Here is a 15764-nt window from a genome sequence, read left to right on the forward strand (position 1 = left end):
GCAACTTTGGAGCGCAGGGTACACCTCTGCGCGCATCTCTGCCGCTGTCCACTTTCAGCGGAATAACAACATCTTGTGGTGACAGATGAACAGTGGCTATCTGCATTTTCCGGAGTTTGATCCGGTCATTTTCTCAGTAGGACCCGTTGCGCTTCACTGGTACGGTCTGATGTATCTGGTCGGTTTCGTCTTTGCCATGTGGCTGGCTGGCCGTCGTGCCAAACGCCCTGGCAGCGGCTGGACCAAAGACGAAGTGGAAAACCTGCTGTATGCCGGTTTCCTCGGCGTTTTCCTCGGTGGACGTATCGGCTATGTGCTGTTCTATAACTTCCCGGTCTTCCTGGCCGATCCGCTCTACCTGTTCCGCGTCTGGGATGGCGGTATGTCCTTCCACGGTGGCCTGATCGGCGTCATCCTGGTAATGGTCATCTTCGCCAAACGTACCAAACGCAGCTTCTTCCAGGTGGCTGATTTTATTGCCCCACTGATCCCGTTTGGGCTGGGCGCAGGTCGTCTCGGTAACTTTATCAACGGCGAACTGTGGGGCCGCGTCGATCCAAGCGTGTCATTCACCATGCTGTTCCCGCAGTCCCGTGCCGAAGATATGGCGCTGCTGCCGTCGCATCCGGAGTGGCAGTCGATTTTCGACACCTACGGCGTTCTGCCGCGCCACATGTCCCAGCTTTATGAAATGGCGCTGGAAGGTGTGGTGCTGTTTATCATTCTGAACCTGTTCATCCGCAAGCCGCGCCCGACGGGCTCCGTATCGGGCCTGTTCCTGATCGGTTATGGTGCGTTCCGCATCATCGTTGAGTTCTTCCGCCAGCCGGATGCGCAGTTTACCGGTGAGTGGGTGCAGTACATCAGCATGGGGCAGATCCTCTCTGTGCCAATGATTGTGGCAGGCATCTTGATGATGGTCTGGGCGTATCGTCGTCCACAGCAACAGGTCTCCTGAGGAATCATGAAACAGTATCTTGAACTGATGCAAAAAGTGCTCGATGAGGGCACGCCAAAGAACGATCGCACCGGCACCGGTACGATCTCCATTTTTGGCCACCAGATGCGCTTCAACCTGCAGGAAGGCTTTCCGCTGGTCACGACCAAGCGCTGCCATTTACGCTCGATCATTCATGAACTGCTCTGGTTCCTGCAGGGCGACACCAACATCGCTTATCTGCGCGAGAATAACGTCTCCATTTGGGACGAATGGGCGGATGAAAACGGCGATCTGGGCCCAGTTTATGGTAAGCAGTGGCGCGCCTGGCCTACGCCGGACGGCCGCCATATTGACCAGATCACCACCGTGGTGAACCAGCTGAAAAACGATCCAGACTCGCGGCGTATCATCGTCTCAGCCTGGAACGTGGGCGAACTGGATAAAATGGCGCTGGCCCCGTGCCATGCGTTCTTCCAGTTCTATGTGGCGGATGGCAAGCTCTCCTGCCAGCTCTATCAGCGCTCCTGCGATGTCTTCCTCGGTCTGCCGTTTAACATCGCCAGCTATGCGCTGCTGGTGCATATGATGGCCCAGCAGTGTGACCTGGAAGTGGGTGATTTTGTCTGGACCGGCGGGGATACCCACCTGTACAGCAACCATATGGAACAGACCCACCTGCAGCTGACCCGCGAGCCGCGTGCGCTGCCGAAACTGGTGATTAAACGTAAACCGGACTCCATTTTCGACTATCGCTTCGAAGATTTCGAAATTGAAGGTTACGACCCGCATCCGGGAATCAAAGCCCCTGTGGCCATCTGAGGCTGCAATCCTGACATGACCGGCGCCCTCTGCGCCGGTTTTTTTATGCCTGCGTGACGGTTTTGCGAGCCTTCGTCCGCGGAAATTGCAACGCGCTGCAACTCCTCCAGAAGTGCTGAAACCGCCTCGTAATTTACACATCTCTCCCTCGAACTGTTTTTTTCCTCACGGCAAACTGCTGCCATGAAAAAGGAAAAGGGTTTTACCCTCATGGAAATGCTGATCGCCATCTCGCTGATTATGACGCTCAGTGCCGCAGGGCTATATGGCTGGCGGCGCTGGCAGCAGCAACAGCAGCTATGGCAGACGGCGCGCCAGGTGCGGGATTATCTGGTGGTGCTGCGAAATGACGCCTGGCGCAATAATCAGGACCATACCGTGACCCTGAAACAGGACGGCAAACGGTGGTGTCTGTTAAAGAGCGGTATTCCGGAGTGCCAGGCGGACAACGCCTTTGTGCTCACGCCGCAGTGGCCTGACATACAGGTCACCGAGTTGACGCCTGCGCTGGGGTTTTACGGTTTACGCGATACCGCCTGGGCCGGAAGAGTGCGTCTGCAAAGCCAGGCCGGAGAGTGGCTGATCCTGATTTCCGCATGGGGACGTATCCGCATGTGCAATGGCAAGGGGGAGTTCGCATGCCGGTAAATCAGCAAGGATTTTCGCTAACCGAAGTGCTGATCGCGATGGCGATAAGCAGCGTGCTGCTGATGAGTGCGGCGCGATTTTTGCCTGCGCTACAGCGGTCGATAATGGGGCTGACGAAGCAGCAGGAGCTGGAAGAGGAACTCTGGCTGCGCATCAACGGCATCGGTAAGCACCTGCAGCGGGCGGGGTACTGCACGGGAAAATGCGAAGGCGAGGGGTTGAAGATTGGCCTGCGCGACGAATGCGTCATTGTCCAGTGGGACGAAAACAGCAACGGCCGCTGGGAAACCTCGCCATCCGCTGCCGCAGAGCAAACTGGTTTTCGCCTGAACGGCGGCGCACTGGAAACGTTGCGAGGTGCGACGCAGTGCGACGGCAAGGGTTGGGAGAGAATGACCGACCCTGACAGGATCAGGGTTCAGCGTTTTCAGGTGCAGCGCATTTCACGGGCGGGCTTTGCGCCGGAGCTGAGCCTGACGCTGGCGGCCTCCGCCAACGGACAGCCTGATGGCGAAGTCGAGGCACACCACATCGTGACCGGGTTTAATCTGTGAATCGTCAGCAGGGGATGTCATCGCTGGCGCTGGTGCTCCTGCTGTTGATTCTCGGCAGCCTGATGCTGGCCGGGCTCAACCAGCAGTTGGCCGCCCTGATGCGCATCGTCAGTACGGAACGTCAGGCGATACAGCATCAGGCGATAGCCCAGTCCGCGCTGGAGTGGGGAAGAACGCTCCCCTGGCAAACCCAGGCTGAGGTCACGTGCCGACAGCATCCGCAGCAGCCGTGGCGCGTCTGCTTACGCATCCTCGAGGAACGCGTAGTGCTTATCGCCAACAGCGGCAGGGTGATGCTGTGGCGGCTGGGCGAGGTGAAGGGTGGAAAGGTGGTCTTTTCCCCGCACGGCTGGAGCGATTTTTGTCCTCTGAAGGAGAAAGCGTTATGTCAGCAGCCGTAGCGAAACAGAAGGGGTTCAGCATCGTCGAGGTCTTGCTGGCCATGATGCTGATGGTGATGGTCGTCACCGGGCTGGCGGGTTACCATCGTGTTTTAGCCAGCCGTTTTGTCACCCTTGAGCAGTATCGCCAGCTCTGGCGTCATGTCTGGTCTCAGTCACAGCTGGCCGCCGGGGATATCCCTCCGGGCTGGCAGGTCAACAGGGTGCAGACAACACCGGCCGGATGTGTCAGCATCTCGGTCTCACTTATTTCTCCATTGGGTCGGCAGGGGCAAATGACGCGCCTGCACTGCCCGGTTAGCCAGTAGTTGGGAGCAGCAATGTTAAGGGTCTACCACTCAAACCGTCTTGATGTGCTGGAAGCGCTGATGGAATTTATCGTCGAGCAGCAGCGGCTCGACGATCCCTTTGAACCGGAGATGATCCTGGTTCAGAGCACCGGTATGGCCCAGTGGCTGCAGATGTCCCTGTCGCAAAAGTTTGGCATTGCCGCCAATATTGATTTCCCGCTGCCCGCCAGCTTTATCTGGGATATGTTTGTCCGCGTGCTGCCCGAGATCCCAAAACAGAGCGCGTTTAACAAACAGAGCATGAGCTGGAAGCTGATGACGCTGCTGCCTGAGATGCTGACACATGACGAATTCGTCATGCTGCGCCACTACCTGAACGACGATACCGACAAACGAAAACTGTTTCAGCTGGCGTCGCGTACCGCGGATCTCTATGACCAGTATCTGGTCTATCGCCCCGAATGGTTAACGCGCTGGGAAGCCGGTGAACTGATCGACGGTCTTGACCAGGCGCAGGTCTGGCAGGCACCGCTGTGGAAAGCGCTGGTGGAACATACTGCACAGCTGGGTCAGCCGCAGTGGCACCGTGCCAATCTCTATGAACGTTTTATCGCAACGCTGGAATCCGCCTCAGTGCCGCCTGCCGGATTGCCGTCCCGGGTCTTTATCTGCGGGATCTCCGCCTTGCCGCCGGTTTACCTCAAGGCGCTGAATGCGCTGGGCAAACACATCGACATTCATATCCTGTTCACCAACCCGTGCCGACATTACTGGGGGGATATTCAGGATGCCCGCTGGCTGGCCCGCATCGTCACGCGCCAGCGTCGTCGCCTGTTTGACGAGCGCGCGGTACCGCTGTTTAAAGACAGCGAGACGGCGGCCGACCTCTTTGATGAACAGGGGATCCAGGACTTACCGAATCCGTTATTGGCCTCCTGGGGAAAACTGGGGCGCGACTATATCTACATGCTCTCCGAGCTCACCGCCTCCGGTGAAGGCGATGTCGATGCCTTTGCGGATATCACCCCGGACAGCCTGCTGCATAACGTGCAGCGGGATATTCTGGATCTGGAAAACCGCGCGGTGGCTGGCGTCACGGCGGCAGAGTTTGCCAGCAGTGCCAACAAACGCCTGCTCGATCCCGACGATCGCAGCGTGACCCTCCATCTGTGTCATAGCCCGCAGCGTGAAGTCGAGGTGCTGCATGACAATCTGCTGGCGATGCTGGAGGAGGATCCACAGCTCACGCCCCGCGATATCGTGGTGATGGTGGCGGATATCGACAGCTACAGCCCCTATATCCAGGCGGTTTTTGGCAGCGCAACGGGCGATCGCTATCTGCCGTTTGCGATATCGGACCGCCGTGCGCGCCAGTCCCACCCGGCCCTGCAGGCGTTTGTCAGCCTGCTCTCCCTGCCGGACAGCCGCTTCGTTCCGGAAGATGTGCTGGCCCTGCTGGATGTTCCGGTACTGGCGGCCCGTTTTGATATCGATGAGGACGCGCTGCGCTACCTGCGTCAGTGGGTCAACGAATCCGGCGTACGCTGGGGAATGGATGATGACAACGTGCAGGAGTTTGAGCTGCCGGTCACTGGCCAGCATACCTGGCAGTTTGGTCTGACGCGTATGCTGCTCGGCTACGCCATGGAGAGCAGCCAGGGGGAGTGGAACGCCGTCCTGCCGTATGACGAATCCAGCGGCTTAATCGCCGAGCTGGTGGGTCATCTGGCTTCGCTGCTGATGCAGCTTAACCGCTGGCGGCGGGAGCTGATGAAATCGCGCTCGCTCGAGGAGTGGATGCCGGTATGCCGGGAGATGCTCAACGATTTCTTCCTGCCGGATCAGGAAACTGAAGCGGCGATGGCGCTCATTGAGCAGCAGTGGCAGGCCATTATTGATGAGGGGATCTCCTCGCACTATGGCGAAGCGATCCCCCTGTCGCTGTTACGTGATGAACTCACGCTGCGTCTCGACCAGGAGCGTATCAGCCAGCGCTTCCTCGCCGGGCCGGTGAACATCTGCACCCTGATGCCGATGCGCTCCATTCCGTTTAAGGTGGTCTGCCTGCTGGGCATGAACGACGGCATTTACCCGCGGGCGCTGGCACCGCTGGGGTTTGATTTAATGAGCCAACAGTCCCAGCGCGGTGACCGTAGCCGTCGCGATGACGACCGCTACCTGTTCCTCGAGGCGCTGATCTCGGCGCAACAGCAGCTCTATATCAGCTACATCGGCCGCTCCATTCAGGACAACAGCGAACGGTTCCCGTCGGTGCTGGTTCAGGAGCTGGTGGACTACATCGGTCAAAGCCATTACCTGCCGGGGGATGAAGATCTTAATTGCGATGAAAGTGAACAGCGCGTGAAGGCGCATATCACCTGCTGTCACAGCCGTATGCCGTTCGATGCCGTCAATTACGAGGACAACGAGCAGCAGAGCTACGCCCGGGAATGGCTTCCCGCCGCGAAACGGGAAGGGGTGGCCCATGGTGACTTTATCCAGACGCTGGATCCCTTGCCGCTGGAGACGGTGGCGTTTGAACAGCTCCAGCGTTTCTGGGCCCATCCGGTGCGGGCCTTTTTCCAGATGCGCTTGCAGGTCCATTTCCGCTCCGAAGAGAGCGAGATCCCGGATGCGGAGCCCTTTACTCTGGACGGGTTAAGCCGCTACCAGTTAAACCAGCAACTGCTCAACGCGCTGGTGGAGCTGGAGGATGCGCAGAAGCTGTTCCGCCGTTATCGCGCGGCGGGTCAGCTGCCGTATGGCGCCTTCGGTGAAATCACCTGGGATGCCCAGTGTGAGGAGATGCAGGCCCTTGCAGGTCGGGTGATTGAGTGCCGTCAGCCCGGCAAGAGCATGGAGATCGATCTCAACTGCAACGGCGTAAATCTGACGGGATGGCTGCAGCACGTGCAGCCTGACGGGCTGCTGCGCTGGCGTCCGTCGATGCTCAGCGTTTCGCAAGGTTTGCAACTTTGGCTGGAACACCTTGTCTATTGTGCTAGCGGTGGCGAAGGTGAGAGCCGGCTGTTTGTGCGCAAAGACGGTGAATGGCGCTTCCCGGCGCTCCCTGCCGCGCAGGCGATGGAGTATCTGTCGCAGCTGGTTGAAGGTTACCGGCAGGGGATGAATACGCCGCTGCTGCTGCTGCCAGAAAGTGGGGGGGCATGGATTAAAACCTGTTACGACGCCACAAATGATGCGATGTTAACGGATGAAGCGACCCTGCAAAAAGCGCGCAGCAAATTTTTGCAGGCCTACGAAGGTAACATGATCGTGCGTGGGGAAGGGGACGATGTCTGGTACCAACGCCTGTGGCGAACCCTGGAGCCGGAGTACTTCGAGGCCATCACAGACGAGGCCCGACGCTATCTGTTGCCGCTGTATAAATTTAATTAGTCCTGGCTCTGTGTAAAAATTGCACAGATTTGGGCATTCATTTATGATGCCCATCTTGTCATGGACTGATGTACACCACAAAGAGATGCTGGCCTGTCCGGCACAAAGCGTGTTAATGATGATGTCCGTGATGAAGAGGTAGTGAATGCCAGGCAGCACCTTGTTGAAAAGCTTAGTTTTGTTCGTCGCTCTTTGGACCCCCCTCAGTCAGGCAAATACCGGTTGGCAACCCGTTCAGGAAACGATTCGCAAAAGCGATAAAGATACCCGCGACTATCAGGCGATCCGCCTTGATAACGGGATGGTCGTGCTGTTGGTTTCCGATCCGCAGGCGGTAAAGTCGCTGTCGGCGCTGGTGGTGCCGGTGGGCTCGCTGGAAGATCCTGAGTCCCATCCAGGGCTGGCGCACTATCTTGAACATATGACCCTGATGGGCTCAAAGAAGTACCCCCAGCCAGACAGCCTGGCAGAATTTTTAAAAATGCACGGTGGCAGCCATAACGCCAGCACCGCGCCATACCGAACGGCCTTTTATCTGGAAGTCGAAAACGATGCGCTGGAAGGCGCGGTCGATCGTCTTGCGGATGCCATTGCCGCCCCGCTGCTGGATAAAAAATATGCCGATCGCGAGCGCAACGCCGTCAATGCGGAGCTGACGATGGCCCGTACCCGGGACGGGATGCGTATGGCCCAGGTCAGCGCCGAAACCATCAACCCCGCGCACCCTGGCTCCCGCTTTTCTGGTGGTAATCTCGAAACGCTGAGCGACAAGCCGGACAGCCCGGTGCTCGATGCGCTGCACGCCTTCCGCGACAAATACTACTCCGCCAATCTGATGAAAGCGGTGGTGTACAGCAACAAACCTCTGCCGGAGCTGGCGAAACTCGCCGCCGAAACCTACGGTCGGGTGCCGAATAAAGATATTACCCGCCCGGAAATCACCGTGCCGGTCGTCACCGATGCGCAGAAAGGCTTAATCATTCACTATGTTCCCGCGATGCCGCGCAAGGTACTGCGCGTGGAATTCCGCATTGATAACAACACCGCGCAGTTTCGCAGCAAAACCGACGAGCTGGTTAACTACCTGATTGGCAACCGTAGCCCGGACACGCTGTCCGACTGGCTGCAAAACCAGGGGCTGGTGGAAGGTATCCGCGCGGACTCCGATCCGATCGTCAACGGCAACAGCGGTGTGCTGGCTATCTCCGCGACCTTAACCGATAAAGGGCTGGCCCATCGTGATGAAGTGGTTGCCGCGATTTTCAGCTATCTCGCGCTGCTGCGTGATAAAGGTGTCGATAAACGCTACTTCGACGAGCTGGCGCACGTGCTGGATCTCGACTTCCGTTATCCCTCCATCACCCGCGATATGGACTACGTTGAGTGGCTGGCCGACACCATGATCCGTGTGCCGGTTGAGCATACGCTGGATGCGGTCAATATCGCCGATAAGTACGATGCTGACGCCGTCAAAGCCCGTCTGGCGATGATGACGCCGCAGAACGCCCGTATCTGGTACATCAGCCCGGACGAGCCGCATAACAAAACGGCCTACTTTGTGAATGCTGAGTATCAGGTGGATAAAATCAGCGAGCAAACTTTTGCCGACTGGCAGAAGAAATCTGCCGCGATTGCGCTCAAGCTGCCGGAGGTGAACCCCTATATCCCGGACGACTTCACCCTGATCAAACCAGCTAAAGCCTATGCAAAACCGCAGCTGATTGTGGACGAGGCTGACCTGCGCGTGGTTTATACCCCGAGCCGCTATTTCGCCAGCGAGCCGAAAGCCAACGTCAGTATGGTGCTGCGTAATCCTGCGGCGATGGACAGCGCCAAAAACCAGGTGATGTTTGCCCTGAATGACTATCTGGCCGGCATCGCGCTGGATCAGCTCAGCAACCAGGCCGCCGTGGGCGGGATCGGTTTCTCGACCAACGCCAACAATGGCCTGATGCTCAACGCCAACGGCTACACCCAGCGTCTGCCGCAGCTGTTTAAGGCGTTACTGGAGGGTTACTTCAGCTACACCGCCACCGAGGAGCAGCTGGCGCAGGCCAAATCCTGGTATGCCCAGATGATGGACTCTGCCGAAAAGGGCAAGGCCTTCGATCAGGCCATTATGCCGGTGCAGATGCTGTCCCAGGTGCCTTACTTCCAGCGTGAAGAGCGTCGGGCGCTGCTGCCGTCCATCACCCTCGACGAAGTGATGGCCTATCGTGCGGCGCTGAAAACTAATGCCAGACCTGAGTTTCTGGTGGTCGGCAATATGAGCGAAGATCAGGCGAAAACCCTGGCGCAGGATGTCCGCACCCAGTTGGGGGCTAAAGGTACCGAATGGTGTCGCAACCAGGATGTGTTGGTCGATAAACAGCAGAACGTGATTTTCGAGAAACCCGGCAGCAGCACAGACTCCGCGCTGGCGGCGGTCTTTGTCCCGACCGGCTATGACGAATACGCCAGCTCAGCTTACAGCGCTGTGCTCGGACAGATCGTGCAGCCCTGGTTCTACAGCCAGTTACGTACCGAAGAGCAGCTGGGTTATGCCGTGTTTGCCTTCTCGATGAACGTTGGTCGCCAGTGGGGGATGGGCTTCCTGCTGCAAAGCAGTGATAAGCAGCCGGATTATCTCTGGCAGCGTTTCCAGGCCTTCTTCCCGGAGGCGGAAGCGAAGCTGCGCGCCATGAAGCCAGAAGAGTTTGCCCAGATCCAGCAGGCAGTGATCGCCCAGATCACGCAGCCGCCGCAAACCCTGGCCGAAGAGGCCTCAAAGATCAGCAAAGATTTTGATCGGGGTAATATGCGCTTCGATTCGCATGATAAAGTAGTGGCCGAGATAAAACAGCTCACGCCGCAGAACGTCGCCGACTTCTTCCATCAGGCGGTGGTTGCCCCGCAGGGGATGGCGATCCTCTCTCAGGTTTCAGGTAGTCAAAGCAAAAAAGCTGACGTCACCCCACCTGCAGGCTGGACGGTCTGGAAGAGCGTGAGTGCATTGCAGCAATCTTTGCCCAGGAGTAAGAACGAATGACCGATACCGCCGAGTCCCTTGATCCCCTACGTTTACCGTTACAGGGGGAGCGACTGATAGAGGCCTCAGCGGGAACCGGAAAAACCTTCACCATCGCGGCACTCTATCTGCGACTGCTGCTCGGACTGGGCGGCAGCGCAGCCTTCAGCCGCCCGCTCAGCGTGGAAGAGCTGCTGGTGGTAACCTTCACCGAGGCCGCAACGGAAGAGCTGCGTGGCCGTATCCGCGCTAACATTCACGAGCTGCGCATTGCCTGCCTGAGACAGAGCACGGACAACCCGCTGTATGCCAGCCTGCTGGAGGAGATCGACGACCCACAGCAGGCGGCGCAGTGGCTGCTGCTGGCGGAACGCCAGATGGACGAGGCCGCCGTGTTCACTATCCACGGCTTCTGTCAGCGGATGCTCAGCCTGAATGCCTTTGAATCCGGCATGCTCTTTGAGCAGCAGCTCATCGAAGATGAATCCCTGTTACGCTACCAGGCGTGCGCCGACTTCTGGCGCCGTCACTGCTACCCCTTGCCTCGCGATATTGCCGAAGCGGTTCACGGTTTATGGAAAGGTCCGGAAGAGTTACTCCGCGCCATCGACCGTTATCTGCAGGGTGAAGCCCCGGTTATCAAATCCCCCCCGCCTGCGGACGAAACCCTGGCCTCCCGCCATGAGAAGATCGTCGGCTTAATCGCCACCATGAAACAGCAGTGGTCAAACAGCGTGGCGGAAATCGATGCGGTTATCGAACGTTCTGGTATCGACCGGCGCAAGTTCAACCGCGGCAACCAGGCAAAATACATCGAACGCATTACGGCCTGGGCCCAGGAGGAGAAGCACAGCTATCAGCTGCCTGACGCGCTGGAGAAGTTCTCGCAGAGGTTCCTGGCGGAGCGGACCAAAGCGGGTGGCGAAGTGCCGGAACACCCGCTGTTTGTCGCCATCGATACCCTGCTGGCTGAACCGCTGACCCTGAACGATCTGATGATCACCCGGGCGCTGGCCGAGATCCGCGACGCGGTGGCGCGTGAAAAGCGTCGTCGTGGCGAGCTCGGTTTTGACGATATGCTCAGCCGTCTCGATGAGGCCCTGAACAGCGACAATGGCGATGCCCTGGCTGCGGCCATCCGGGGCCGTTTTCCGGTGGCGATGATCGATGAATTTCAGGACACCGACCCCCAGCAGTACCGGATTTTCCGCCGCATCTGGCGTCAACAGCCCGACACCGCGCTGCTGTTGATTGGCGACCCGAAACAGGCGATCTACGCCTTTCGTGGCGCGGATATTTTCACCTATATGAAAGCGCGTGGCGAAGTCGCCGCGCACTATACGCTGGATACCAACTGGCGCTCGGCGCCTGGTATGGTGGACAGCGTCAATACTCTCTTTTTACAGATGAACGACGCCTTCATGTTCCGTGAGATCCCCTTCCAGCCGGTCAAATCCGCCCCGAAGAATGCCGGGCTGCGCTTTGAGCTACGGGGTGATTTTCAGCCAGCGATGAGCGTCTGGCTGATGGAGGGCGAGGGGTGCGGCGTCGGGGATTATCAGGCCTTTATGGCCCAGCACTGCGCGGCGCAAATCCGCGACTGGCTGAGCGCCGGTGTTCGCGGTGAAGCCATCCTGCACCGGGGCGACGAGGCCCGGCCGGTGCGGGCCTCGGATATTACGGTGCTGGTGCGCAGCCGTCAGGAGGCGGCGCTGGTACGCGACGCGCTGACATTGCTGACTATTCCTTCGGTCTATCTCTCTAACCGCGACAGCGTGTTTGAAACTCTCGAAGCTCAGGAGATGCTCTGGCTGCTGCAGGCAGTGCTGGCACCCGAGCGGGAAAGCACCTTGCGCAGCGCGCTGGCAAGCTCGATGCTCGGTCTTAATGCCCGGGACATCGACAGGCTGAATAACAGTGAAACCCTCTGGGATGAGGCGGTGGAAGAGTTTACCCGCTACCGCGAGCGCTGGCAGAAGCGGGGCGTGATGGCGATGCTGCGCGACATCATGACGCAGCGCAATATTGCTGAAAATATGCTGGCCACCGCGGGGGGCGAACGCCGCCTGACTGACATTCTGCACATCAGCGAGCTGCTTCAGGAGGCAGGAACCCAGCTTGAGAGCGAGCATGCCCTGGTGCGCTGGCTGGCGCAGCATATCGCCGAACCCAACAGCAACGCCTCAAGCCAGCAGATGCGCCTCGAAAGCGACAAACATCTGGTCAAAATCGTCACCATTCACAAATCGAAGGGGCTGGAATACCCCCTGGTCTGGCTGCCTTTTATCGCCAATTACCGGGTGCAGGATCAGGCCTTTTATCACGATCGCCAAACCTTCGAAGCCGTGCTCGACCTCAGCAAGGCGGAGGACAGCGTTGAGCTGGCCGAAGCCGAGCGGCTGGCGGAAGATTTACGTCTGCTGTACGTGGCCCTGACCCGTTCGGTCTGGCACTGCAGCCTGGGTGTCGCGCCGCTGTTCCGGCGTCGGGGCGACAAGTCCGGTGACAGCGATTTCCACCTCAGCGCCCTTGGCCGCCTGATCCAGCGCGGCGAGCCGAAAGATGCGGCCGGGCTGCGCCAGTGCCTGGAAACCCTGTGCAATGACCACATCGCACTCCAGGTTGCCGGGGTGGCTGACACCGCCCGCTGGCAGATGCCGGAGTCGGGGATGCCGGATCTGCAGGCCCGGCAGGTAGCACGCGCGCTGTTCGACGACTGGCGGGTCACCAGCTACTCCGGCCTGCAGCAGCGCGGGCACAGCATCGCTCAGGATCTGATGCCGCGCCTCGACGTTGATGCCGCAGGCACCGGCGAGGTGGCACAGGAGCCGGAGCTGACGCCGCACCAGTTTCCACGCGGCGCTTCGCCGGGCACCTTTTTACACAGTCTGTTTGAAGCGCTCGATTTCACGCAACCCGTCTCCCCGGAGTGGGTGCTGGAGATGCTGCAGAAAGGCGGGTATGACGCCCGCTGGGAGCCGGTCCTGACCCACTGGATCAACCAGGTTCTGCAGACGCCGCTCAATGAGGAGGGGATCTCGCTGAGCCAGCTTTCAGCCACCGATAAACAGGTTGAGATGGAGTTTTACCTGCCGGTCGCTGGGCCGCTTACCGCCGATGCGCTGGATGCGCTAATCCGCGAGTACGATCCGCTGTCGCGTGGCTGCCCGCCGCTCGATTTCCGCCAGGTGCGCGGCATGCTGAAAGGCTTTATCGACCTGGTATTTCGCCATAATGGGCGCTACTACCTGCTGGATTATAAGTCCAACTGGCTGGGGGAAAACGGCGAGGCCTATACCCCGGAGGCGATGGCTCGCGCGATGCAGTCCCACCGCTACGATCTGCAGTACCAGCTCTACACCCTGGCGCTGCACCGTTATCTGCGCCACCGTATTGCCGACTACGACTATCAGCACCATTTCGGCGGGGTGATCTACCTGTTTTTACGCGGCGTGGACGGCAGCTCACCGGGGTCCGGCTGCTTTGCCACCCGCCCGGATGAAAATTTAATAAATCAAATGGATAGCTTGTTTTCTGCAAGCCGAGAGGAGCTTGTGTCATGACGATGCAGGAATTATTGCTGGAGGCCGTAGAACAGCGCGTATTGCGTCGTCTGGATGTACAGTTTGCGATGATGGTGGCCGGGAACGATGAACCCTCGGTGATGCTGGCGACGGCAATCCTGAGCCGGGATACCGGAGAGGGGCATGTCTGCCTGCCGCTGTCACGTCTGCAGGCAGAGGCGAAGACCGCCGCTCTGCAGGCCTGTTTTGCCCTCCATGATAAAACCCTGGACTGGCCTACGACGCTGATGCGTTCCCGGGCGGTGAGCGCAGGGGACGAGCCGACGCCACTGGTGCTGACGGGCGACCGGCTCTATCTCAACCGGATGTGGCGCTATGAGCGGGCCGTGGCCAGTTTCTTTAGCGAAGCCAACCATCCCTTACCTCACGACAGTGCCGACGTTCAGCGTACCCTGAACGCGCTCTTTACCTCTGACGAAGCCGTTAACTGGCAAAAGGTGGCGGCGGCCGTGGCGTTAACCCGGCGTATCTCGGTTATTTCCGGCGGCCCGGGCACCGGTAAAACCACCACCGTTGCCCGCCTGCTGGCGGCGTTGATCCAGATGGCGGGGGAGGAGAAGTGCCGTATCCGGCTGGCAGCCCCGACCGGTAAAGCCGCCGCGCGTCTCACCGAGTCGCTGGGCGGGGCGCTGCAGCAGCTCCCGCTGTCCGATCTCCAGCGTAAGCGCTTCCCGACCGAAGCCAGTACGCTGCACCGTCTGCTTGGCGCTCAACCGGGCAGCCAGCGTCTGCGTTACCATGGCGGTAACCCGCTGCATCTGGACGTGCTGGTGGTGGATGAGGCCTCGATGATCGACCTGACCATGATGTCTCGTCTGATTGATGCCCTGCCGCCCCATGCCCGGGTGATTTTCCTTGGCGACCGCGATCAACTGGCCTCCGTCGAAGCGGGGGCGGTGCTGGGTGATATTTGCACCTGGGCCAGCGCCGGTTTTACCGTGCAGCGTGCCCAGGAGCTCGCCGGGATGACGGGATGTGAGATGGAAGGCAACATCAGCCCGGTGGCGGGCGCGCTGCGCGACAGCCTGTGCCTGCTGCAAAAAAGCTACCGTTTCGGCAGCGACTCCGGCATCGGCCAGCTGGCGGCAGCGGTTAACCGCGGCGATCGCCACGCGCTGCGCTCGGTGTTTGACGGCACCTTCAGCGATATCGAGAAAAAGCAGCTCCAGAGCGGGGAAGAGTATCTGGTGATGCTGGAGGATGCCCTGCAGGGTTATCAGCATTTCCTCGACCATGTGCAGCACCAGGCCGCAGAAGGGGAGATCCTGGCGGCATTTAGTCGTTATCAGCTGCTGTGTGCCTTGCGGGACGGGCCCTTTGGCGTGGCCGGGCTCAACGAAAGGCTGGAGCAGGTGCTGATGCAAAAACGCCGCATCAGCCGTCAGCCGCATTCCCGCTGGTATGAAGGTCGCCCGGTGATGATATCGCGCAACGACAGTGCGCTGGGTCTGTTTAACGGTGATATCGGGATTGCGCTGGATCGGGGCCAGGGGCTGCGCGTCTGGTTCCAGATGCCGGACGGCAGCCTGAAGTCCGTGCAGCCGAGCCGCCTGCCGGAGCATGAAACCGCCTGGGCGATGACGGTGCATAAATCGCAGGGGTCGGAGTTCGATCATGCGGCGCTGATCCTGCCTACCCAGATCTCCCCGGTGGTCACCCGGGAGCTGGTCTATACCGCCATCACCCGTGCCCGTCGGCGGTTGTCGCTGTATGCGGATGACGGTGTGCTGGTGCAGGCCGTCACCACCCGTACGGAGCGACGCAGCGGCCTGAGTGCGATTTTTGAGGCGTTATAATTTTCCCCTTTGAACCCCACAAAAAATATTGGCACGGACGGCCCCCTCTCCATTTAGGGAGAGGGCTGGGGTGAGGGGGAACATGCGGCTCAGTAGGTGGTTCCGTTCACTTTATGTTTTGTGCTTCTCTGTCAGCCGCGTCACCCGTGAACGTGTTAAGGGGCTTGCCGCCGCCCCTTAACAATCCCGGCTCCCGGCAAAGAAAATCGCCGCTTCGCGGTCCCTTCGGCTTATTCCTTACGGCTTATCGGGGGCGGGCGGAGGTAACATCCCTGTAAATCCGCCCTCTCGGCGCATCCATGCGCCTCGCCCCGGCCTGCAGGAAA

At 59.4% G+C, this 15764-nt stretch carries 10 protein-coding genes; all 10 read left to right on the forward strand.

Features of this window, described 5'->3' with window-relative positions; translation table 11 throughout:
• Positions 1 to 85 precede the first annotated feature (85 nt).
• The 10 genes from lgt to recD all read left to right on the forward strand — a co-directional run bounded on the left by lgt (position 86) and on the right by recD (position 15438).
• Positions 86 to 958 (forward strand): prolipoprotein diacylglyceryl transferase, encoded by an 873-nt coding sequence (gene lgt / locus LG383_RS01095; protein WP_225758136.1) that lies wholly within the window; start codon positions 86 to 88, stop codon positions 956 to 958.
• 6 nt (positions 959 to 964) lie between these two features.
• Entirely contained in the window at positions 965 to 1759 is a 795-nt protein-coding gene (gene thyA / locus LG383_RS01100; protein ID WP_142486965.1) for a thymidylate synthase, read from the forward strand.
• 183 nt (positions 1760 to 1942) lie between these two features.
• Positions 1943 to 2407, forward strand: a complete 465-nt coding sequence (locus tag LG383_RS01105; RefSeq protein ID WP_225758137.1) for a prepilin peptidase-dependent protein — start codon at positions 1943 to 1945, stop codon at positions 2405 to 2407.
• A complete protein-coding gene (locus LG383_RS01110) occupies positions 2398 to 2961 on the forward strand; it encodes a prepilin peptidase-dependent protein (protein ID WP_225758138.1) in 564 nt (187 codons plus the stop codon). The genes LG383_RS01105 and LG383_RS01110 overlap by 10 nt, the downstream gene beginning before the upstream one ends.
• A complete protein-coding gene (locus LG383_RS01115) occupies positions 2958 to 3362 on the forward strand; it encodes a DUF2509 family protein (protein WP_225758139.1) in 405 nt (134 codons plus the stop codon). Before LG383_RS01110 ends, LG383_RS01115 begins: the two co-directional genes overlap by 4 nt.
• Positions 3347 to 3670: a prepilin-type N-terminal cleavage/methylation domain-containing protein gene (locus LG383_RS01120; RefSeq protein WP_106994430.1), complete on the forward strand. Its 324-nt coding sequence runs from the start codon at positions 3347 to 3349 to the stop codon at positions 3668 to 3670. Before LG383_RS01115 ends, LG383_RS01120 begins: the two co-directional genes overlap by 16 nt.
• Positions 3671 to 3682: 12 nt before the next feature.
• Entirely contained in the window at positions 3683 to 7051 is a 3369-nt protein-coding gene (gene recC, locus LG383_RS01125) for an exodeoxyribonuclease V subunit gamma (protein WP_225758140.1), read from the forward strand.
• A 145-nt stretch (positions 7052 to 7196) separates the two neighbouring features.
• Complete coding sequence (ptrA, locus tag LG383_RS01130) at positions 7197 to 10079, forward strand: pitrilysin (RefSeq protein ID WP_225758141.1); 2883 nt, start codon at positions 7197 to 7199, stop codon at positions 10077 to 10079.
• Positions 10076 to 13621, forward strand: a complete 3546-nt coding sequence (gene recB, locus LG383_RS01135; protein WP_225758142.1) for an exodeoxyribonuclease V subunit beta — start codon at positions 10076 to 10078, stop codon at positions 13619 to 13621. The genes ptrA and recB overlap by 4 nt, the downstream gene beginning before the upstream one ends.
• Positions 13618 to 15438 (forward strand): exodeoxyribonuclease V subunit alpha, encoded by a 1821-nt coding sequence (gene recD, locus LG383_RS01140; protein ID WP_225758143.1) that lies wholly within the window; start codon positions 13618 to 13620, stop codon positions 15436 to 15438. The genes recB and recD overlap by 4 nt, the downstream gene beginning before the upstream one ends.
• The last annotated feature ends 326 nt before the right edge of the window (positions 15439 to 15764 follow it).

It is taken from the genome of Leclercia sp. Marseille-Q4284 (assembly GCF_916618945.1).
GTDB classification, from domain to species: Bacteria; Pseudomonadota; Gammaproteobacteria; order Enterobacterales; family Enterobacteriaceae; genus Enterobacter; species Enterobacter tamurae.

What these genes read in the sequence shown, in the direction of transcription:
- ptrA (WP_225758141.1), top strand. Translation starts at nt 7,197, where the DNA reads ATGCCAGGCAGCACCTTGTTGAAAAGCTTAGTTTTGTTCGTCGCTCTT.
- recB (WP_225758142.1), top strand. Translation starts at nt 10,076, where the DNA reads ATGACCGATACCGCCGAGTCCCTTGATCCCCTACGTTTACCGTTACAG.
- recC (WP_225758140.1), top strand. Translation starts at nt 3,683, where the DNA reads ATGTTAAGGGTCTACCACTCAAACCGTCTTGATGTGCTGGAAGCGCTG.
- lgt (WP_225758136.1), top strand. Translation starts at nt 86, where the DNA reads ATGAACAGTGGCTATCTGCATTTTCCGGAGTTTGATCCGGTCATTTTC.
- recD (WP_225758143.1), top strand. Translation starts at nt 13,618, where the DNA reads ATGACGATGCAGGAATTATTGCTGGAGGCCGTAGAACAGCGCGTATTG.
- LG383_RS01110 (WP_225758138.1), top strand. Translation starts at nt 2,398, where the DNA reads ATGCCGGTAAATCAGCAAGGATTTTCGCTAACCGAAGTGCTGATCGCG.
- LG383_RS01120 (WP_106994430.1), top strand. Translation starts at nt 3,347, where the DNA reads ATGTCAGCAGCCGTAGCGAAACAGAAGGGGTTCAGCATCGTCGAGGTC.
- LG383_RS01105 (WP_225758137.1), top strand. Translation starts at nt 1,943, where the DNA reads ATGAAAAAGGAAAAGGGTTTTACCCTCATGGAAATGCTGATCGCCATC.
- thyA (WP_142486965.1), top strand. Translation starts at nt 965, where the DNA reads ATGAAACAGTATCTTGAACTGATGCAAAAAGTGCTCGATGAGGGCACG.